Source organism: Massilia sp., assembly GCF_032106685.1.
Classification (GTDB): domain Bacteria; phylum Pseudomonadota; class Gammaproteobacteria; order Burkholderiales; family Burkholderiaceae_D; genus Telluria.
On sequence record NZ_DAMCPG010000031.1, the window covers coordinates 22,420 to 42,460 of the forward strand.

Annotated in this window: 19 protein-coding genes; 14 read left to right on the forward strand and 5 right to left on the reverse strand. The window is 66.7% G+C overall.

Translation table 11 applies throughout. The features are described from left to right. The first annotated feature begins 17 nt into the window (after nucleotides 1-17). Together pmbA and RT688_RS16470 are read left to right on the forward strand one after the other, a co-directional pair. Entirely contained in the window at nucleotides 18-1,370 is a 1,353-nt protein-coding gene (gene pmbA, locus RT688_RS16465; RefSeq protein WP_313705932.1) for a metalloprotease PmbA, read from the forward strand. Nucleotides 1,371-1,385: 15 nt separating this feature from the next. After that, on the forward strand, nucleotides 1,386-1,625 hold the full coding sequence (locus RT688_RS16470) for a hypothetical protein (RefSeq protein ID WP_313705933.1): 240 nt from the start codon (nucleotides 1,386-1,388) through the stop codon (nucleotides 1,623-1,625). Nucleotides 1,626-1,670: 45 nt separating this feature from the next. Here the strand turns inward: RT688_RS16470 and RT688_RS16475 are convergent, their stop codons facing one another. The 5 genes from RT688_RS16475 to paaX all read right to left on the reverse strand — a co-directional run bounded on the left by RT688_RS16475 (nucleotide 1,671) and on the right by paaX (nucleotide 7,761). Then, entirely contained in the window at nucleotides 1,671-3,419 is a 1,749-nt protein-coding gene (locus RT688_RS16475) for a response regulator (RefSeq protein ID WP_313705934.1), read from the reverse strand. Continuing rightward, nucleotides 3,403-4,905: an ATPase domain-containing protein gene (locus RT688_RS16480; RefSeq protein ID WP_313705935.1), complete on the reverse strand. Its 1,503-nt coding sequence runs from the start codon at nucleotides 4,903-4,905 to the stop codon at nucleotides 3,403-3,405. The genes RT688_RS16475 and RT688_RS16480 overlap by 17 nt, the downstream gene beginning before the upstream one ends. Nucleotides 4,906-5,094: 189 nt before the next feature. After that, nucleotides 5,095-5,328 (reverse strand): hypothetical protein, encoded by a 234-nt coding sequence (locus RT688_RS16485; RefSeq protein WP_313705936.1) that lies wholly within the window; start codon nucleotides 5,326-5,328, stop codon nucleotides 5,095-5,097. A gap of 69 nt (nucleotides 5,329-5,397) precedes the next feature. After that, a complete protein-coding gene (locus RT688_RS16490) occupies nucleotides 5,398-6,531 on the reverse strand; it encodes a M14-type cytosolic carboxypeptidase (protein WP_313705937.1) in 1,134 nt (377 codons plus the stop codon). 300 nt (nucleotides 6,532-6,831) lie between these two features. After that, a complete protein-coding gene (gene paaX, locus RT688_RS16495) occupies nucleotides 6,832-7,761 on the reverse strand; it encodes a phenylacetic acid degradation operon negative regulatory protein PaaX (protein WP_313705938.1) in 930 nt (309 codons plus the stop codon). Nucleotides 7,762-7,877: 116 nt separating this feature from the next. Between paaX and paaA the strand changes: the two genes are divergently transcribed. The 12 genes from paaA (at nucleotide 7,878) to paaZ (ending at nucleotide 19,991) form a co-directional block, all read left to right on the forward strand. Continuing rightward, nucleotides 7,878-8,867: a 1,2-phenylacetyl-CoA epoxidase subunit PaaA gene (gene paaA, locus RT688_RS16500; RefSeq protein ID WP_313705939.1), complete on the forward strand. Its 990-nt coding sequence runs from the start codon at nucleotides 7,878-7,880 to the stop codon at nucleotides 8,865-8,867. 99 nt (nucleotides 8,868-8,966) lie between these two features. Beyond that, the gene (gene paaB, locus RT688_RS16505; protein ID WP_020651929.1) at nucleotides 8,967-9,251 is read left to right on the forward strand and encodes a 1,2-phenylacetyl-CoA epoxidase subunit PaaB; all 285 of its coding nucleotides are present in this window, start codon (nucleotides 8,967-8,969) and stop codon (nucleotides 9,249-9,251) included. Between the two features lie 8 nt (nucleotides 9,252-9,259). Next, complete coding sequence (gene paaC, locus RT688_RS16510) at nucleotides 9,260-10,012, forward strand: 1,2-phenylacetyl-CoA epoxidase subunit PaaC (protein WP_313705940.1); 753 nt, start codon at nucleotides 9,260-9,262, stop codon at nucleotides 10,010-10,012. Beyond that, the gene (paaD, locus tag RT688_RS16515) at nucleotides 10,012-10,539 is read left to right on the forward strand and encodes a 1,2-phenylacetyl-CoA epoxidase subunit PaaD (RefSeq protein WP_313705941.1); all 528 of its coding nucleotides are present in this window, start codon (nucleotides 10,012-10,014) and stop codon (nucleotides 10,537-10,539) included. The genes paaC and paaD overlap by 1 nt, the downstream gene beginning before the upstream one ends. Nucleotides 10,540-10,549: 10 nt before the next feature. Next, the gene (gene paaE, locus RT688_RS16520; protein ID WP_313705942.1) at nucleotides 10,550-11,626 is read left to right on the forward strand and encodes a 1,2-phenylacetyl-CoA epoxidase subunit PaaE; all 1,077 of its coding nucleotides are present in this window, start codon (nucleotides 10,550-10,552) and stop codon (nucleotides 11,624-11,626) included. Nucleotides 11,627-11,769: 143 nt separating this feature from the next. Continuing rightward, nucleotides 11,770-12,561: a 2-(1,2-epoxy-1,2-dihydrophenyl)acetyl-CoA isomerase PaaG gene (paaG, locus tag RT688_RS16525; protein ID WP_313705943.1), complete on the forward strand. Its 792-nt coding sequence runs from the start codon at nucleotides 11,770-11,772 to the stop codon at nucleotides 12,559-12,561. Between the two features lie 2 nt (nucleotides 12,562-12,563). After that, complete coding sequence (gene paaH, locus RT688_RS16530; RefSeq protein WP_313705944.1) at nucleotides 12,564-14,126, forward strand: 3-hydroxyacyl-CoA dehydrogenase PaaH; 1,563 nt, start codon at nucleotides 12,564-12,566, stop codon at nucleotides 14,124-14,126. After that, nucleotides 14,119-14,580, forward strand: a complete 462-nt coding sequence (paaI, locus tag RT688_RS16535; protein WP_313705945.1) for a hydroxyphenylacetyl-CoA thioesterase PaaI — start codon at nucleotides 14,119-14,121, stop codon at nucleotides 14,578-14,580. The genes paaH and paaI overlap by 8 nt, the downstream gene beginning before the upstream one ends. Nucleotides 14,581-14,630: 50 nt before the next feature. Beyond that, complete coding sequence (gene paaK / locus RT688_RS16540) at nucleotides 14,631-15,947, forward strand: phenylacetate--CoA ligase PaaK (protein ID WP_313705946.1); 1,317 nt, start codon at nucleotides 14,631-14,633, stop codon at nucleotides 15,945-15,947. A gap of 17 nt (nucleotides 15,948-15,964) precedes the next feature. Further along, entirely contained in the window at nucleotides 15,965-17,170 is a 1,206-nt protein-coding gene (gene pcaF / locus RT688_RS16545; RefSeq protein ID WP_313705947.1) for a 3-oxoadipyl-CoA thiolase, read from the forward strand. Nucleotide 17,171: 1 nt separating this feature from the next. Beyond that, nucleotides 17,172-17,771 (forward strand): phenylacetic acid degradation protein PaaY, encoded by a 600-nt coding sequence (locus tag RT688_RS16550; RefSeq protein ID WP_313705948.1) that lies wholly within the window; start codon nucleotides 17,172-17,174, stop codon nucleotides 17,769-17,771. A 168-nt stretch (nucleotides 17,772-17,939) separates the two neighbouring features. Next, on the forward strand, nucleotides 17,940-19,991 hold the full coding sequence (gene paaZ, locus RT688_RS16555) for a phenylacetic acid degradation bifunctional protein PaaZ (RefSeq protein WP_313705949.1): 2,052 nt from the start codon (nucleotides 17,940-17,942) through the stop codon (nucleotides 19,989-19,991). Nucleotides 19,992-20,041 lie beyond the last annotated feature (50 nt).

Genomic DNA, 20,041 nt, shown 5'->3' on the forward strand with positions numbered 1-20,041 from the left:
GCTACGAAAAACACGACATGAACGACTCCGTTTTTACCCACACCCAGGACCAGTTGAAGGAGCTGGCGCGCAATGTGCTCGCTTTTGCCCGCGAACAGGGCGCCACCGACGCTGCGGTGGAGATCAGCGAGGGTAGCGGGTTGTCGGTGTCGGTACGTCGCGGCAAGATCGAGACCATCGAGCAGAACCGGGACAAGGGCATCGGCGTCACCGTCTACAGCGGCCAGCGCCGCGGCAACGCCAGCACCTCGGACTTTTCCGAAGCCTCGCTGAAGGCGACCGTGGAAGCGGCCTGGAACATCGCCCGCTTCACCGCCGAGGACGATGCCGCCGGCCTGCCCGACGCCGACATGCTGGAAATGAACCCGCGCGACCTGCGCCTGTGCTACCCGTGGCAGATCTCCACCGAAGAGGCGGTCGAACTGGCCCAGCGCTGTGAGAACGCCGCTTTCGAGGTCGACCCGCGCATCACCAACAGCGAAGGCGCCAGCGTCTACGTGCAGCAATCGCATTTTGTCGCGGCCAATACCCGCGGCTTCATCGGCGGCTACCCGTTCTCGCGCCACACCATGTCGGTGGCGCCGATCGCCGGCAAGGGCAATAAAATGCAGCGCGACGACTGGTACACCTCGGCGCGCGACCCGAAGAAGCTGGCCAGGCCGGAGGCTGTCGGCCGCTACGCCGCCGAGCGCGCGCTGGCGCGCCTGAACGCGCGCAAGCTCGACACCCGCACCTGCCCGGTGCTGTTCGAGGCGCCGCTGGCCGCCGGCCTGCTGGGCGCATTCGTGCAGGCGGTGTCGGGCGGCTCGCTCTACCGCAAGTCGAGCTTCCTGCTCGATACGCTCGGCAAACCGGTCTTCCCGGCCCACATCCAGGTTGTCGAAGACCCGCACCTGATCGGCGAAGTCGGCTCTTCTCCCTTTGATGAAGAGGGCGTGCGCACCGTGCGCCGCAAGGTCGTCAAGGACGGCGTGCTGCAGGGTTACTTCCTGTCCACGTACTCGGCGCGCAAGCTCGGCATGCAAACCACCGGCAACGCCGGCGGCTCGCACAACCTCACGATCACGTCGGACGACACGAAGCTGGCCGACACCTTCGAAGGCATGCTGCGCAAGATGGGCACCGGCCTGCTCGTCACCGAGCTGATGGGACAGGGCGTGAACTACGTCACCGGCGACTATTCGCGCGGCGCTTCCGGCTATTGGGTGGAGAATGGCGTCATCCAGTACCCGGTCGAGGAGATCACGATCGCCGGCAACATGCGCGAGATGTTCCAGCAGATCGTCGGCGTCGGCAACGACGTACTGCAGCGCGGCAATAAATCGACCGGGTCGATCCTGATCGAAAAGATGGTCGTGGCGGGTAACTAAGTTCAGGAGAAAGCCATGGGCAAATTCGTTCGCATCGACAAGGAAAACAATCCGAAAAAGGCGGTCCTGCTGAACCTCGACCTGGTGGCGTCCGTCGAGCTTTCGCCCCAGTCCGACCTGCTCAGCTCGAGCGACGAGAAACGCGTCTATGCCAGCTGCCTGGCGCACGACAAGACGGTGATCGCCACCGTGCACTTCGACAGCATCGAGGATGCCCACGCCTGGGTCAAGCAGCACCTGGGCGTGCAGCTCTGAAGCCGTCGCCTCCCTGAGCCGGGACACCGGCGGCGCCAGGAAGGCTCAGGCGGCGCCCATGCCGGCGGTACGCTCGCCTTTGCCCTTGTCCTTGCCCTTGTCCAGCGCCCGCTCCACGCTCGCCGCCAGCTCGGCCAGCTGGAAGGGCTTACGCAGCACCATCTCTTCCTCGACCACCTTTTCGATCGCGCGCATGTCGGCGTAGCCGGTGGCGATCATCATCGGCACCTCCGGGAAGCTGACGCGCGCCCGCTGCACCAGCTCGGCGCCGGTCATGCCCGGCATCAGGTAATCCGTGATGAGCAGGTCGGGCCGCGCGCGCCGCAGTTCGCGCAGGCCGGCTTCGCCGTCGGCCGCCTGGGCCACCGTGTGGCCGAGCGCTTCGAGCGACTCCACCATCGACTGGCGTACGGAATCGTCGTCCTCCACCACCAGGATGCGGGCCCGGCGCCGGTCGGCCGCCAGGCGCGCCGCGGGCTGCGCCGCCGCGTCCCGCGTGTCGCCCGCGGCGGGCAGCCAGATCTCGACCGTGGTGCCGACGCCCGCTTCGCTCAGGATGCGCGCGGCGCCGCCCGACTGTTGCGCCATGCCGTAGACCTGGCTCAAGCCCAGGCCCGTACCCTTGCCCACGCCCTTGGTGGTGAAGAAGGGCTCGAACACGCGCGCCGCGATCTCGGGCGGCATGCCTTCGCCGCAGTCGGCGACGGCGATGCGGACGTAGTCGCCGCCGGGCAGCAGGTCCGGGGGCGGACTGGCGGCGCCGGCCGTGAAGCGCAGCTCGCCGCCGCCCGGCATCGCGTCGCGCGCATTGATCGCCAGGTTCAGGAGCGACATCTCCATCTGGTTGGTATCGGCCAGCACCCGCGTGCCCGGCGCATCGATCTCGAAATGCAGGCCGATGGACGCGCCGAGCGAGGTGGACACCAGTTCGCGCACGCCCTCGAACAGGACGCCGACGTCGAGCGGACGCAGGTCCAGGCTCTGGTTGCGCGAGAAGGCGAGCAGCTGGCTGGTGAGCTTGCCGCCGCGCTGGCAGGCGCGGCGCGCGACCTCGGCGCGCTTTCTCGCGACCTCGTCCTTCGACGCCAGCAGGATCAGGTCCATGCTGCCCTGGACCACGTTGAGCAGGTTGTTGAAATCGTGGGCGATGCCGCCGGTGAGGCGGCCGACGGCTTCCATCTTCTGGAACTGGACCAGCGCCTGCTGCACCCGCTCGCGCTCGATCACTTCGTTCATCAGGCGGTCGTTGGCCTGGGCCAGGGCGCGCGTGCGTTCCTCGATGCGCGCTTCCAGCGTCTCGTTCAGTTCGACCAGCGCTTGCTGGCTTTGCAGCAGGCTGGCGGCGGTGCGTTCGCGGTCGGCCAGCACGGCGCGCGCCTGGTACTGGCGGCGCCGCGCGCGCAGGGCCGAGCCTGCCGCGCTGCGCAGGGTCTGCGTGTTCAGGGGCCGTTCGAGCAGCACCACGTTGCCGAGTTGCGCAATGAGCGCGCGTGCGGCGTCCGGCGCCGGGCCGACGAGCTTGCTCAGCAAGACCACGAAGGGAAAGTCGGACCAGGCCGCCTGCTGGCCGAGCCAGGCGCGCAGGCGCGCAAGGTCGGCGCCGGCCAGCGCTTCCTCGGCCACGATGGCGGCGCCGGCGCCGGCCGCGATGCAATCGGCGAGGGCATCGACCCCGGCCACGGGCTCGCACCCGACACCGTCGGCCGCGAGCACCGAGCACATGACCTCGGCGTCGCGGCCGCGCGGGGCGCAGATCAGGACGCGCTCTTCGGCGCCGCTAGCGGTCATCGGCATCGCCCGACATCATCGGCGTCTTGCCGCGGTAGCTGGGCAGTCCGGTCAGCACGCCCTCGAAGCCTTCGAGCGGCTCGCCGATGCGGATACCCTCCGCACCGAGCTGCAGTTCGTGGATGGTCAGCGCATGGCTCGCGGTGCGGCTCTTGATCACCGTGAGCGCACGGCGCAGGCGCCCGTTCGACTCGAAGAAGCGCATCAGCACGGTGGTGTCGGACAGGTAGCTCAGGTCGACGTCGGTGCGCACTTCGCCGATCAGGCCATGCTGGCCGAGCACCAGCACCGTGGTCACGCCCTGCTGGTTCAGGTAGGACAGCAGTTCGTGCATCTGCAGCGTCAGGTACTGCTCGCCCGGCATCGCCTGCAGGTAGGCGTTCAGGCTGTCGATGACGATGAAGCCGATCCCGTGCAGTTCGACCGCGTCGCGCAGCATCTGGGCGAATTCGCCCGGCGACAGTTCGGCCGGATCGATGTGGGTAATGCGCAGCTGGCCGTTCTCGACGTAGCGACGCAGGTCCATGCCCAGCGCGGCGCTGCGCGCGAAGAAGGTGCCCAGCCCCTCGTCGAACAGGTAGTACGAAGCCCTGTCGCCGCGTTCGAGCGCCGCCAGCAGGCAGCGTACCGAAAGGGTGGTCTTGCCGATGCCCGAGGGGCCGACCATCAGGGTATTCGTGCCGCGCACCAGGCCGCCGCCCAGCAGGCGGTCGAAGCCGATCGTGCCGCTGGAGCTGATCGACGGCGTGAAGTCGCTGAGATGCTCGGCCGCCACCAGGCGCGGGTACACGACGATGCCGCCGGTGTCGAGGTTGTAGTCGTGGAAGCCGCCGCGGAAGCGAATGCCGCGCATCTTGACGATGTTCACGCGCCGGCGCTCCTTGCCGAATTCCTTGGCGAGCTGTTCGAGGCTGACGACGCCGTGGGCGATGCTGTGCAGGTGCTGGTCCGAGGCGCTGGATTTGTCGTCGAGCAGCAGCACGGTGCAGCCTCTGGCCGCGAAGAACTGCTTGAGCGCGAGGATCTGGCGCCGGTAGCGCAGCGGATTCTGCGCCAGCAGGCGCATCTCGGACATGCTGTCGAAGACCACGCGCACCGGCTTCAGGCAGTCGACTTCATCCATCACCCTGCGCGTGGTCTCGCCCAGTTCGACTTCGGACGGGTGGAACACCGACTGCTGGGAGTCGAGGTCGAGCGCTTCGTCGCCGGCCAGCTCGTGGATCGCCAGCGCGTCGAGCGACCAGCCATGGCTGGCGGCCACCGCCCGCAATTCGTCGGCCGTTTCCGACAGGGTGATGTACAGGCCGCTCTCGCCGCGTGCCGCGCCGTCGAGCAGGAATTGCAGGCCCAGCGTGGTCTTGCCGGTCCCCGGCGTCCCCTCGACCAGGTAGACCCGCTGCGGCGTCAGGCCGCCGCCGAGGATGTCGTCGAGGCCCGGGATGCCGGTCGACATGCGTGGGGGCAAGGTTTGCGGAGAAGATGCGGTATGCATGAAGCGGCCTATGGATGGGACGGGCAGACTGCTGCGCCGCCAGCGGCGTGACGCCGTCGCATGCCCGACCGGTTATGGTGGCGCCGGCGCTGGCCGGCGCTGGCCGGCGTTGTTTTCCATGCATTATAGAGCGCTTCGCGCGAGGGACGCGTGGCGCACGCGTTGCCTGAATTCCACAAGCCGCATCGTTCACGCGGCTTCGATGCGGCTCAGGCGCTGGCCATAGATGCCCCAGGTAACGTCGACGCCGTCGACCGTGCCGCGCAGGGCCCAGCCGGTGCCGATCTTCTCGACCGTGATGGCGGTCTCGAGTTCTTTTTCGACTTTCTCGGCCCAACCCCGGGCAGCGCCCTGGCCCTTGAAGAGTTCCTGGCCGTTATAGATGACGGTGGCGTCGAAGACGGGTGCGGCGAAAACGGACATGATGTGCTGGTCTCAAGGATGAAAAAGAAAAATGCCCCGGCAGGCGGGGCATCGTCGGATGGTTCGATCTTACTCGATCGCGCGGACCGATTGCAGCACCGGTTGCAGCACCGCCGCGCCGAGGCGGGCGCTGCGCGCGCCGTCCCAGCCGACCTGCGGGTCCGGGTCGTTGGCGTTGTCCTTGAACGGCAGTTCCAGGGTCAGCGACAGGCAGCCGAAGGCGTGGGTGATGTGCGGCGAACCCATGGTCAGGGTTTCCTCGCTATACGGCGACTCGCCGTAGCCGTGCACGTCCTGGAAGTCCGGGCTGGCGATCTTGAAGTCGGCGATGAAGCGCTTCTGGGCGGCATCCTGCTCGGGCGTGAAGTTCGGCAGGGATTCGCTGCCGGCCACGAACACGTAGGGCAGGCCTTCGTCGCCGTGCACGTCCAGGCAGAGGTCGACGCCCGTTTCGTGCATCTTCTGCTTGACCAAGAACACTTCCGGGCTGCGTTCCATGGTCGGGTTCAGCCATTCGCGGTTCAGGTTGGCGCCGGCGGCATTCGTGCGCAGGTTGCCGCGGACGGAACCGTCCGGATTCATGTTCGGGACCACGTAGAACACGGTCTCGTTCAGCAGCTGGCGCCCGAACGGGTGGGATGGGTCGAGCAGGGCGTCGAGCATGCCCTCGACGAACCACTCGGCCATGGTTTCGCCCGGGTGCTGGCGCGCGATGACCCAGACCTTCTTCTTCTCGGGCGCCGGTTCGCCGATGACCAGCATGTTCAGGTCGCGGCCGTCGACGGTCGAACCCAGGTCGACCATGCGCACGTGTTCGCTCATCTGGGCGCGGTCGAGCAGCTCCAGGTGGCGTTCCCACGAGTAGGGCTCGAAGTAGGCGTAGTAGACGCTGTCCATGCCCGGGGTGTGCTCGATCATCATGACCTGGCCGTCGAACGAGGTCGGCACGCGGAACCAGTTGACGCGGTCGTAGCTCGCCATCGCGTTGTAGTCTTCCCAGCCCTTCGGATATGCGGCCTGGCCGGCGTTCAGGAAGCGGATCGTGCAGGCCTGGCCTTGCGCGCCCTGCAGGCGGAAGTAGAACCACTGGGTGATGTCGGCGTGCGAATCCTTGCGGATGTTCAGGTCGATGGCGTTCGCGCTCGTGGCGTTCACGACCTCGATGGCGCCAGCGTCGAACTGGCTGCTGATCTTGATAGACATGGTGTGTCCCGGATGAATGGCGTAAAGCCGAGATGATACTCGGTTTCGTGGGGTGCGAAAGGGGGCGGATCAGGTTTCAGGGCGCCGATGACGCGACCGGTGCCCACTCTACAAGAACCCGGCTGTGCGAACGGTGGCGACATGATCGAAGGGAGTAGGGTGGACTCCCGAGTCCACGCTGTCTCACAGGGTGATCATTGGCGCCACTGTCGGAGCCGGTGGGTTCGAGAACCCACCCTACAAAAAAACGATCGGAGTGGCGTAGGGTGGGTTCTCGAACCCACCGATTCGAACGCCCGATCAGGCGCGCAAGCCGCCAAAGCGCTGATAAAACGCCGCATCGGCCGCCGGCGCCGCCTCATCCTCGCGCCGCAGCACCGCATCGACGTGCACCTCGGCCTGCGCATACACCAGGAGGTAGACCGCGCGCGCCACCGCGTAGGCATCCGACCCCGGCCAGGGCTCGGGCAGCAGCTCGATCGGCAGCAGCGGATCGTGCAACTGCAGGCGGCGGTAGGCGTGGATCAAGAGCGAGCGGATCGCGAACGCGGCGTCCGGCGCCACTTCTCCCTCGTCGCGCAGCAGGGCCAGCAGCGGCGTGAAGCGGGCGACGAAGTCGCGGTAGCCCTGCGCCACCGTGGAGAGGTCCCAGCCTTCGCCCACGAGTTCGCGCAGCGGCCGCGAGCCCGCATCCGGCAATTCGCCGGCGCTCACGACGAACACCTTGCCCTGCGCCCCGGTGCGCATCAAGGCATCGGCCAGGCCCTCGACGTCCGCCGCCGGATGCGCCAGCAAGCCCGGCCCCAGCATCGCATAGCCTTCCCACTGCAATTCCTTGCGCACCGCCGTGCGCAGCTCGCCGTCGATGCTGCCGTTGGGCGCCAGCACCAGGGTCCAGCGGCCGTCCCAGTGCAGGCCGGGCGGGGCGTAGATGCGGCGGTCGGCGCGCTGGAAGCGCGGCAGCGACTTGGGATCGAAGGCGTAGCGGCTGCGCCGGCCCTCGCGGCTGGCCGTGAGCCAGCCTTCCTGCACCAGGCGGAACACGCTGGTGCGCACCAGGCGGTCGGTCACGCCCAGCGGCCCGAGCAGTTCGATCAGGCTGCCCAGCCAGGCCGCGCCGCCGTGCGGCGCGATGGCGTCGCCCATCACTGTCATGACCAGGGATTTCGAGCGTGGCGGATCGATTGCGAGGCAGTGGGCAATCCACTCGGTGCTGTTCATTTGCTTCATGGAATCCTGTCGTCGTTCCTGCTCTGTTGCTTCTCAATATGATTCAAAATTTTGGTGTACATCTCGTTTTTTGTATCGTATTATCCTTTCACGATGTTTGCAATGGGAGACAGACCATGTACGCGCAGATGGTGGAAACGGGCCTGAAAATGGTCCAGACGCAAGAAGACATGAGTGCCGAGGAACAAGCATTCCAGGCCCGCATCGATGCCGGTGTAAAAATCGAGCCGAAGGACTGGATGCCCGAGGCTTACCGCAAGACCCTGATCCGCCAGATCTCCCAGCACGCGCACTCCGAGATCGTCGGCCAGCTGCCGGAAGGCAACTGGGTGACCCGCGCTCCGACGCTCAAGCGCAAGTCGGTGCTGCTGGCCAAGATCCAGGACGAAGCCGGCCACGGCTTGTACCTGTATAGCGCCGCCGAAACCCTGGGCGTCTCGCGCGACGAACTGCTCGCCGCCCTGCATTCGGGCAAGGCCAAGTACTCGAGCATTTTCAACTACCCGACCCTGAGCTGGGCCGACATGGGCGCGATCGGCTGGCTGGTCGACGGCTCGGCCATCATCAACCAGATCCCGCTCTGCCGCTGCTCCTACGGCCCATACTCGCGCGCCATGATCCGCGTCTGCAAGGAAGAATCCTTCCACGCGCGCCAGGGCTACGACATCATGATGAGCCTGGCCAAGGGCACGCCCGAGCAGAAGGCGATGGCGCAGGATGCGCTGAACCGCTGGTGGTGGCCGTCCTTGATGATGTTCGGCCCATCGGATGCCGAATCGGTCAACAGCGCGCAGTCGACCAAGTGGCGCATCAAGCTGTTCTCGAACGACGAGCTGCGCCAGCGCATGGTCGACCAGACCGTGCCGCAAGCCGAATACCTGGGCCTGACCATTCCCGATCCCGATCTGAAGTGGAACGAGGAAACCGGCCACTACGACTTCGGCGAGATCGACTGGAGCGAATTCCACAACGTCCTGAAGGGCAACGGCCCCTGCAACCGCGAGCGCCTGCGCACCCGCGTGAAAGCCTACGAGGACGGCGAATGGTTCCGCGACGCCCTGGTCGCCCACGCCGAGAAAAAAGCCGCTCGCAAAGCTGCAGCGTAACGTGGGGTGGGCGGATTCTCCGCCCACGCGTTCAACGAACGCACGCAAACCAATACGGCTCACGAAGCCGAAAACATCCTGGAACACCGGAGACACACCATGAGCAAAGAATGGCCCCTGTGGGAAGTTTTCATCCGCAGCCAGCACGGCCTCGCCCACAAGCACGTCGGCAGCCTGCACGCCCCTGACGCCGAGATGGCGATCAACAACGCACGCGACGTCTACACCCGCCGCAACGAAGGCGTCTCGATCTGGGTCGTGCGCGCCGCCGACATCGTCGCTTCCAGCCCGTCCGATAAAGAGGCGCTGTTCGAGCCGGCCAACAGCAAGGTCTACCGCCACCCGACCTTCTTCCCGATGCCGGAAGAAGTGAAGAACCTGTGAGCGCGGCCATGGATGCAAAGTTCGAATATCTGCTGCGCCAGGGCGACAACGCCCTGATCCTCTCGCAGCAGCTCTCCCAGCTCTGCGGCAAGGGTCCAGCCCTGGAAGAAGACATGGCCCTGACCAACGTCGCCCTCGACCTGCTGGGCCAGACGCGCATGTGGCTGACCTATGCCGGCGAACTGGAAGGCAAGGGCCGCGACGAAGACCGCATGGCCTTCCACCGCGACGCCCACGACTACCGCAACGTCCTGCTAGTCGAGCAGCCCAACGGCAGCTACGCCGACACGATGATGCGCCAGTTCTTCTTCGACACCTGGCACTACTTCCTGATGCAGGGCCTGCTGAAGTCCAGCGACCAGCGCATCGCCGAGATCGCGGAAAAATCGCTGAAGGAAGTGACCTACCACCTGCGCCGCAGCGGCGATCTGGTGGTGCGCCTGGGCGACGGCACCGACGTCAGCCACGCCAAGATGCAGGCGGCGGCCGACGAACTGTGGATGTACACCGGCGAAGTGTTTATCTACGACGAGATCGACAACACGATGGTCGAGCAGGGCATCGCCCCGCCGGTCGAAGGCTTGCGCGCCGCCTTCCTCGAGCACGTGAGCGAGATCTTCGCCGAAGCCACCTTGACCATGCCTGCACCGGACGCCTGGATGCAGCGCGGCGGCAAGCAGGGCCGGCACAGCGAGCACCTCGGCTACATCCTGGCCGAGATGCAGTTCCTGCAGCGCGCCTATCCGGGAGCGGAGTGGTAATGACTGCCCAAGGCGTCACGGTCGAGCAGGTCTGGACCTGGCTCGGCGAAGTGCCCGACCCCGAGATCCCGGTGATCTCGGTGGTGGACCTGGGCATCGTGCGCGGCGTCGCCTTCGAGGATGACGAGTGCGTGGTGACGATTACGCCGACCTATTCGGGCTGCCCGGCGATGCAGGTCATTGCCGACGCCGTGAACGAGGCCCTGCACGCACGCGGCATCGAGAAGCTGCGCATCGTGACCCGGTTGTCGCCCGCCTGGACCACCGACTGGATGAGCGAATCCGGCAAGGCCGCGCTGAAGGGCTACGGCATCGCGCCGCCGGTGCAGCAGGCCATCGACATCAGCGGCCTGCGCGGCGGCCTGAGTGCCATTAAGCGCTCTGCCTTCGTCGAGCCCGAAGTCGCCTGCCCGCATTGCGGCTCGAAGCACACCCAGCTCACCAGCCAGTTCGGCTCGACCCCGTGCAAGGCCTTGTACAAATGCCTGGATTGCCGCGAGCCTTTCGATTACTTCAAGTGCCATTAAAAGACGCACCATGAGCAAATTCTATCCACTGACCGTCGCCAAGGTGAAGCACGAGACGCGCGATGCGATCGCGGTCACCTTCGCCGTGCCGCCGGAACTGAAACAAACCTTCGCCTACCAGCAGGGCCAGCACCTGACCCTGCGCGCCCTGATCGAGGGCGAAGACGTGCGCCGCTCGTATTCGATCTGCTCGGCGGTGCAGGACGAGCAGCTGCGCGTGGCGATCAAGCGCACCCCGGGCGGCCTGTTCTCGAGCTGGGCCAACGAACACCTGCAAGCTGGCGCCACGCTGGAAGTGATGCCGCCGATGGGCCACTTCAACGTGCCGCTCGATCCCGAGAGCGAACGCCACTACCTGGCCTTCGCCGCCGGCAGCGGCATCACGCCCATCCTCTCGATCATCAAGACCACCCTGCAGGCCGAGCCGAAGAGCCGCTTCACCCTGGTCTACGGCAACCGCGCCTCCTCGTCCGTGATCTTCCGCGACGAGCTGACCGACCTGAAGGACCGCTACATGGGCCGCCTGAAGCTGGTCTACGTGATGAGCCGCGAGCCGCAGGACATCGAACTCTTCAACGGCCGCATCACCGGCGAGAAGTGCAGCGCCTTCCTCAAGCACTGGATCGACATCAACGACATCGACGTCGCCTTCATCTGCGGTCCGGAAGACATGATGCACGGCGTCTCGAAGTCGCTGCAGGACGCGGGCATGGCGAAGGAGAAGATCCGCATCGAGCTGTTCGCCGCCAGCATCCCGAAACACGAACATAAACCGCGCAAGATCGAGGTCGGCGCCGCGCACCAGACCGAAGTCACCGTGATCATGGACGGCAGCGCCGCCAGCTTCACGATGGACAAGGACAAGGAATCGATCCTCGACGCCGGCCTGCGCGCGGGCATCGACATGCGCTACTCCTGCAAGGGCGGCGTCTGCTCGACCTGCCGCTGCAAGGTCGTCGAGGGCAATGTCGAGATGGACGTGAACTATGCGCTGGAAGACTACGAAGTGGCGCGCGGTTTTGTCCTGTCCTGCCAGTCCTTCCCGATCACCGACAAGGTCATCGTCGATTTCGACCAGCACGAATAACCGGTGGCTCGATAAACCTACTGCGCGTCGGATTTTTGACCTGCGATGCTCGCTGTACTACTCGTACAGCTGCGCTTCTCGGCCAAAACTCCTTCCGCTCGCTACGGTTTCTCGAGTCACCTAACAAAAACTGGAGGAGACACATGAGCTACGAATCGATTCAATTCAAGATCGAGGACGGCGTCGCCGTCCTGACCCTGAATCGCCCCGACCGCCTGAACAGTTTTACCCAGGCCATGCACCTGGAAGTGCGCAACGCGCTCGATAAGCTGCAAGCCGACAAGTCGGTGCGCGTGCTGGTGCTGACCGGCGCCGGCCGGGGTTTTTGCGCCGGCCAGGACCTCGCCGACCGCGCGGTCGCTCCCGGCGCGCCGGGCGTGGACCTGGGTGAATCGGTGGAAAAATTCTACGCGCCGCTGGTGATGACCCTGCGCTCGCTGCCGATGCCGGTGATCTGCGCCGTCAACGGCGTGGCCGCCGGCGCCGGCGCCAACCTGGCGCTGGCCTGCGACATCGTGCTGGCCGCGAAGTCCGCCAGCTTCATCGAAGCCTTCTGCAAGCTCGGCCTGATCCCCGACACCGGCGGCACCTGGCACCTGCCGCGCCTGATCGGCCACGCCCGCGCCACGGGCCTGGCCATGCTGGGCGAGAAGCTGACGGCCGAGAAGGCCGAGGAATGGGGCCTGATCTGGCGCTGCGTGCCGGACGAGGCGCTGATGGACGAGGCCATGGCCATGGCCGATCACTTCGCCAGCGCGCCAACAAAGGGCCTGGCCTTCACCAAGAAGGCGCTGCAGGCCAGCTACGCCAACACCCTGCCGGAACAACTGAAACTGGAAGGCGAGATGATGCGCGAGCTGGGCTACAGCCACGACTACCGCGAAGGCGTCGCCGCCTTCATCGCCAAGCGTCCGGCCCAGTTCAAGGGAGAGTAAGGATGGAGGCATTAGCCAAGGGGAGTGTCGTTGCCGTCATCGGCAGCGGCGCGATGGGCTCCGGCATTGCCCAGATCGCCGCCGCCAGCGGCCACGAGGTGCGCCTGTTCGACACGCGGCCTGACGCGGCAGCGAAGGCCATCATTGATATCGGCAAGGTCTACGACAAGCTGGTCGAGAAGGGCCGGATGGGCGCCGCTGAAGCGGACCTGGCGCGCGAGCGCTTGACGACGGTCGACACGCTGGCCCAGGTGGCCGGCGCCTCGCTCGTCATCGAAGCCATCGTCGAGAACCTGGACGCCAAGCGCAAGCTCTTCACCGACCTGGAAGGCATCGTCGACGAACGCTGCATCCTCGCGACCAACACGTCCTCGATCTCGGTGACGGCGATCGCCGCGCCGCTGCGCCATCCCGAGCGCCTGGTCGGCATGCACTTCTTTAACCCGGTGCCGCTGATGGCGCTGGTAGAGGTGATCAGCGGCCTTGCCACCAGTCGTGAGGTGGCCGACACCATCCATGCCACCGCCGAAGCCTGGGGCAAGGACCCGGTGCACGCGAAGTCCACGCCCGGCTTCATCGTCAACCGCGTCGCGCGGCCCTACTATGCCGAGGCGCTGCGCCTGCTGCTGGTGCGCGCCGCCGACCCGGCCACGCTGGACGCGGTCATGCGCGACTGCGGCGGTTTCCGCATGGGTCCCTTCGAACTGATGGACCTGATCGGCCACGACGTCAACTTCTCGGTCACGCAATCGGTGCACGCCGCCTATTACGGCGACCAGCGCTACACGCCCTCGATCCTGCAGCAGGAGCTGGTGAACGCCGGCTTCCTCGGCCGCAAGACGGGCCGCGGCTTCTACCGCTACGGCACGGACGCCGCGAAACCGGCGCCCCGGATCGAACCGGCGCAGGAACGGCCGAGCACGGTCGGCATCAGCGTGCGCCGCGAGATCACCAACAGCATCGTCAGCCCGATGGAAGCGCGCCTGGCGAATGCCGGCTTCAGCGTGACCCACCGCGAACCGCTGGCCGGCGCCGAGAAGCACGAAGCGCCCGCCTTCCACTGCAACGGCGCCGCGATCTTCCTCACCGACGGGCGCAGCGCCACCGAGCGCGCGGCCGCCAACAAGCATCCGAACACGGTGGTCTACGATTTGCTGCTGGATCACGCCAAGGCGACCCGCATCGCGCTGGCGCGCGCCGACCAGTGCAGCGACGAAGCCTACTACTCGGTGGTCGGCATGTTCCAGGCCGCCGGTTTCGAGGTCACGCGCATCGACGACGTGCCCGGCATGGCCGTGATGCGTACCGTCGCCATGCTGGCCAACGAAGCCGCCGATGCCGTCAACCAGGGCGTGTGCAGCGCGATCGCGGTCGACATCGCGATGCAGAAAGGCGTGAACTATCCGCGCGGGCCGCTGGCCTGGGCCGACAGCGTCGGCATCGGGCACGTGGTGACGGTCCTGGCGAACCTGGCCGCCACCTATGGCGAAGACCGCTACCGCGTCTCGCCGCTGCTGCGCCGCAAGCTCGCCGCCAACCCGACCGGAGCCCGTTTCCATGCATAGCGACCAGCACGGCAATCAACTGCACGACCCGCAGGCGCTGGCCGAACTGGCCGGCAAGACGATGTACGAACGCGACCCGGCCAGCCAGGCGCTGGGCATGGCCCTCGATGCCATCCGCCCCGGCTATGCGCGCATGAGCATGCGCGTGCGCGCCGACATGCTCAACGGTCATGCGACCTGCCACGGCGGCTTCATCTTCATGCTGGCCGACAGCGCCTTCGCCTTCGCCTGCAACTCGCACAATTTCAATACGGTCGGCGCCGGCTGCACCATCGATTACCTGTCCCCGGGACGCGAAGGCGACCTGTTGACGGCCGAAGCGGTGGAGCAGGCGCTGGCTGGCAAGACCGGCGTCTACGACGTCACCGTGACCAATGCCGAAGGCAAGACGATCGCGCTCTTTCGCGGCAAGTCGCACCGCGTGAGCGGGATGGTGGCCGAGGTGAACGCGTAGTTCGACATTTGATAGGCGCCGCCTGAAACACAGCTGAGAAGGAGACACAGATGGTCCAACGCATTCCCTCGCCCGGCGAGCTGGAACCGATCGAACGCGCCAGCCGCGACGAACTGCAGGCGCTGCAGCTCGAACGCCTGAAATGGTCCTTGAAGCACGCCTACGAGAACGTGCCGCACTACCGCAAGGCCTTCGACGAGGCAGGCGTGCATCCCGAGGACCTGAAAACCCTCGCCGACCTGGCGAAGTTCCCGTTCACCGAGAAGAAGACCCTGCGCGACAACTACCCCTTCGGCCTGTTCGCCGTGCCGCGCGAGCAGGTGGTGCGCGTGCACGCGTCCTCCGGCACCACGGGGCGCCCGACGGTGGTCGGCTACACGCAGCGCGACATCGACACCTGGGCCGACGTCGTCGCGCGCTCGATCCGCGCGGCCGGCGGCCGTCCGGGCGACATGGTGCACGTGGCCTACGGCTATGGCCTGTTCACGGGCGGCCTGGGCGCCCACTACGGCGCCGAGCGCCTGGGCTGCACGGTTGTGCCGATGTCGGGCGGGCAGACCGAGAAGCAGGTCCAGCTGATCTGCGACTTCCAGCCCTCGATCATCATGGTCACGCCTTCCTACATGCTGAACATCGTCGAGGAGTTCCAGCGCCAGGGGCTGGACCCGGCCAAGTCCCCGCTGAAGGTCGGCATCTTCGGCGCCGAGCCCTGGACCAACGCCATGCGCGCCGAGATCGAGCAGAAGGCCGGCATCGACGCGGTCGACATCTACGGCCTGTCGGAAGTGATGGGCCCGGGCGTGGCCAGCGAATGCATCGAGAGCAAGGACGGCCCCGTGATCTGGGAAGACCATTTCTACCCCGAGATCATCGACCCCGAGACCGGTGAAGTGCTGCCCGACGGCGAAGAGGGCGAGCTGGTGTTTACTTCGCTGTCGAAGGAAGCGTTGCCCATCATCCGCTACCGCACGCGCGACCTGACCCGCTTGCTGCCGCCGACTTCGCGCTCGATGCGCCGCATGGGCCGCATCACCGGCCGCTCGGACGACATGCTGATCATCCGCGGCGTGAACGTGTTCCCGAGCCAGATCGAGGAACTGGTGCTCAAGATGCCGGCGCTGGCGCCGCAGTACCAGCTGGTCGTCGCCAAGGACGGCCACCTGGACACGCTGGAAGTGTTCGGCGAACTGCGCGAGGCCGGCATGGCGGCGGAGATCGTCGAGGCCCTGTGCCGCGAGCTGCAGCACTGCATCAAGACCTATGTCGGCGTCACCACGAAAGTGACCCTGACCCCGCCGATGGGCATCGAGCGCACCATGACCGGCAAGGCCCGGCGCGTGCTCGACAAGCGCCCGAAGAACACCTGAACACGAGGAGACATTCAATGATCGACGCATTCATCTGCGACGCCATCCGCACCCCCTTCGGCCGCTACGGCGGCGCGCTCGCCTCGGTGCGCGCCGACGACCTGGCGGCGCTGCCGATCGCCGCCCTCATCGAGCGCAACAAGGGCGTGGACTGGACCATGGTCGACGACCTGTACTGGGGCTGCGCCAACCAGGCGGGCGAGGACAACCGCAACGTCGGCCACATGGCGGGCCTGCTGGCCGGCCTACCGCCCGAGGTGCCCGGCAACACCATCAACCGCCTGTGCGGCTCCAGCCTGGACGCGGTCGGCATCGGCGCGCGCGCCATCCTGTCGGGCCAGGCCAACCTGATCATCGCCGGCGGCTCCGAGAGCATGACCCGCGCGCCCTTCGTGATGGGCAAGGCCGACAGCGCCTTTTCGCGCGCGGCCAGGATCGAGGACACCACCATCGGCTGGCGCTTCGTCAATCCGCTCATGAAAGCCAAGTACGGCATCGACTCGATGCCTGAGACGGCCGAGAACGTGGCGAAGGATTTCAACGTCAACCGGCTTGATCAGGACGCGTTCGCGATCCGCAGCCAGCAGCGCTGGGCGCGCGCGCATGCCGCCGGCGTGTTCAAGGACGAGATCGTGCCGGTGACGATCCACAGCAAGAAGGGCGACTCGCGCGTGTTCGACACCGACGAACACCCGCGCCCGGACACCAGCATCGAAGCGCTGGCGAAACTGAAGGGCGTGGTGACGCCCGACGGCACCGTCACCGCCGGTAACGCCTCGGGCGTGAACGACGGCGCCTGCGCCCTCTTGATCGCATCGGGCAGCGCCGCCGAACGCTTCGGCCTGACCCCGCGCGCCCGCATCATCGGCATGGCCACCGCCGGCCTGGCGCCGCGCATCATGGGCTTCGGCCCGTCGCCGGCGACCAGGAAGGTGCTGGCCCAGACCGGTCTCACCATCGAGCAGATGGACGTGATCGAGCTGAACGAAGCCTTTGCCTCGCAGAGCCTGGCCGTGCTGCGCGACCTCGGCCTGGCCGACGACGCCGAACACGTGAACCCGAACGGCGGCGCGATCGCGCTGGGCCACCCGCTGGGCGCATCCGGCGCGCGCCTGGTCACGGCCGCCGTCTACCAGCTGCACCGCACCGGCGGGCGCTACGCGCTGTGCACGATGTGCATCGGCGTCGGCCAGGGCATCGCCCTGATCATCGAAAGGGTCTGACATGGTCAAGGTCTACGAGATCGACGGCGTGCGCCCGGTGGTGCACCCGAGCGCCTACGTGCACCCGACGGCCGTGCTGATCGGCGACGTGATCGTCGGCCCGCGCTGCTACATCGGCCCACTGGCATCCTTGCGCGGCGACTTCGGCCGCCTGGTCCTGGAAGAGGGCGCCAACGTCCAGGACACCTGCGTGATGCACGGCGTCGAGGACGGCGAGACCGTGATCGAGGTCGACGGCCACATCGGCCACGGCGCCGTGCTGCACGGCTGCCGCGTGGGCCGCAACGCCATGGTCGGCATGAACGCGGTCGTGATGGACGGCGCGGTCGTGGGCGAGGAATCGATTGTCGCCGCGATGAGCTTCGTGAAGGCGAAGATGATCATCCCGCCGCGCAGCATGGTGATGGGCACGCCCGCGCGCGTGATGCGCGAGCTCAAGCCCGAGGAGATCGCCTGGAAGAGCTTCGGCACCCGCCAGTACCACCAGCTGACCGAACGCTCAATGAAAACGATGCGCGAAGTCGAGGCCTACACCGAGATCGAACCGAACCGCCCCGTCTTCGACTTTTCCAACAACGGCGGCCACGTACCCAAGACGTAGGGTGGGCGCGGCCGGCGTAGGCACCTGTGCCCACGCGGATTCAGGCTGTCGATCAGCCCGAACGCACGAGACAGCGACGTAGGGTGGGGACTCGTCCCCACCCGAACGCGCCCCACGATCATCCCGGCCGCCTGCAAAAATGACGGTCATCCCGAGGAGACACCAAACATGCACACCCCAAGCACCCTGCAAAGCTGGATCGGCGGCCGCTGGATCGGCCAGGAAGCCGCCACCCCCCTGCACAGCGCCCTCGACGGCCAGCTGGTCTACCACACCCACGCCGAGAAGATCGACTTCGACGAGGCGGTGACTTACGCCCGCAAGCAAGGCGTCCCCGGCCTGATGAAGCTCGACTTCCAGACCCGCGCCCAGCGCCTGAAAGCCCTGGCCCTCTACCTGATGGAGCGCAAGGAAGAACTCTACGAAATCTCGCACCTGACCGGCGCCACCCGCCCGGACAGCTGGGTCGACGTCGAAGGCGGCATCGGCACCCTGTTCGCCTACGCCAGCATGGGCTCGCGCGAGCTGCCTTCGTCGAACGTGCTGCACGAAGGCCCGGCAATGAACCTCGGCAAGCGCGGCGGCTTCGCCGGCACCCACATCCTGGTCCCGAAGGGCGGCCTGGCGGTGCACATCAACGCCTTCAACTTCCCGATCTGGGGCCTGCTCGAAAAATTCGCGCCCAGCTTCCTGGCCGCCATGCCTTGCATCGGCAAGCCGGCCACCGCGACCAGCTACCTGACCCATGCGGTTGTCAAGATGATGCATGAATCCGGCCTGCTGCCGGAGGGCGCGCTGCAGCTCGTGATCGGCTCGACCGGCGACCTGCTGGACCGCCTGACGGGTTTTGATGCCGTCACCTTCACCGGCTCGGCCGACACCGCCGCCAAACTGCGCGCCAACGCGAATCTCATCAAGGAATCGGTCCCGTTTACGGCCGAAGCCGATTCGCTGAACGCCGCCATCCTGGCGCCGGACGTCACCCCGGACGATCCCGAATTCGACCTGTTCGTAAAAGAAGTCGCGCGCGAGATGACGGGTAAAGCCGGCCAGAAGTGCACGGCGATCCGCCGCATCATCGTCCCCGAGCAGCACGTCGATGCGCTCGGCGAGCGCCTGCGCGATCGCTTATCCAAAATTGTGGTCGGCAATCCGAAGCTGGAAGGCGTGCGCATGGGCGCGCTGGCCTCCATGGACCAGCACCGCGACGTCAGCGAGCGCGTCGAGATGCTCGCGCGCGGCAACGAGGTGATCTTCGGCGCCCATCACGGTTTCAACCCGGTGGGCGAAGGCTGCGCCAACGGCGCCTTCTTCTCGCCGACCCTGCTCCTGTGCCGCAACGCGGCCATCAACGCCGCCGTCCACGACATCGAAGCCTTCGGCCCGGTCAGCACCATGATGACCTACCGCGACATCGACGAGGCGCTCGATCTCGCCGCACGCGGCCGCGGCAGCCTGGTGACGACGCTGGCGACGAAGGACCCGGCGATCGCCGCGCACGCGGTGCCAATCGCGGCCGCTTCGCACGGCCGTGTGCACATCCTCGACCGCGAGTCGGCCGTGGACAGCACGGGTCACGGCTCGCCGCTGCCGCAGCTCAAGCACGGCGGTCCGGGCCGCGCCGGCGGCGGCGAAGAGCTGGGCGGCATCCGCGCGGTAAAACACTTCCTGCAGCGCGCGGCGGTGCAGGGCTCGCCGACCATGCTAACGGCCGTCACCGGCGAATACGTGCGCGGCGGCGCGGTCAAGGAATCCGAGATCCATCCTTTCCGCCGCTGGTTCGAGGACCTGGAGATCGGCCATTCTCTCTTGACGCACCGCCGCACCGTGAGCGAAGCCGACATCGTCAACTTCGGCGGCATCTCGGGCGACTACTTCTACATGCACTTCGACGAGATCGCGGCCAAGGACACCCAGTTCGGCAAGCGCATCGCCCACGGCTACTTCGTGCTGTCGGCCGCGGCGGGCCTGTTCGTCTCGCCGGCGCCGGGGCCGGTGCTGGCCAACTACGGCCTGGACAACCTGCGCTTCGTGGCGCCGGTGGCGATCGGCGACACCATCCGCGCGCGCTTGACGTGCAAGCGCAAGGTCGACCGCAACCGTACCGACGAACAGGGCCGTGGCCAGGGCGTGGTGGCCTGGGACGTGCAGGTCACCAACCAGAACGACGAACTGGTGGCAAGTTACGATATCCTGACGCTGGTGCAGAAGCGCGGCTGAGAGGAGGCCATCCGGCCAGGTCAGCCGCGTCAACTCAATCCTTTAAGGAG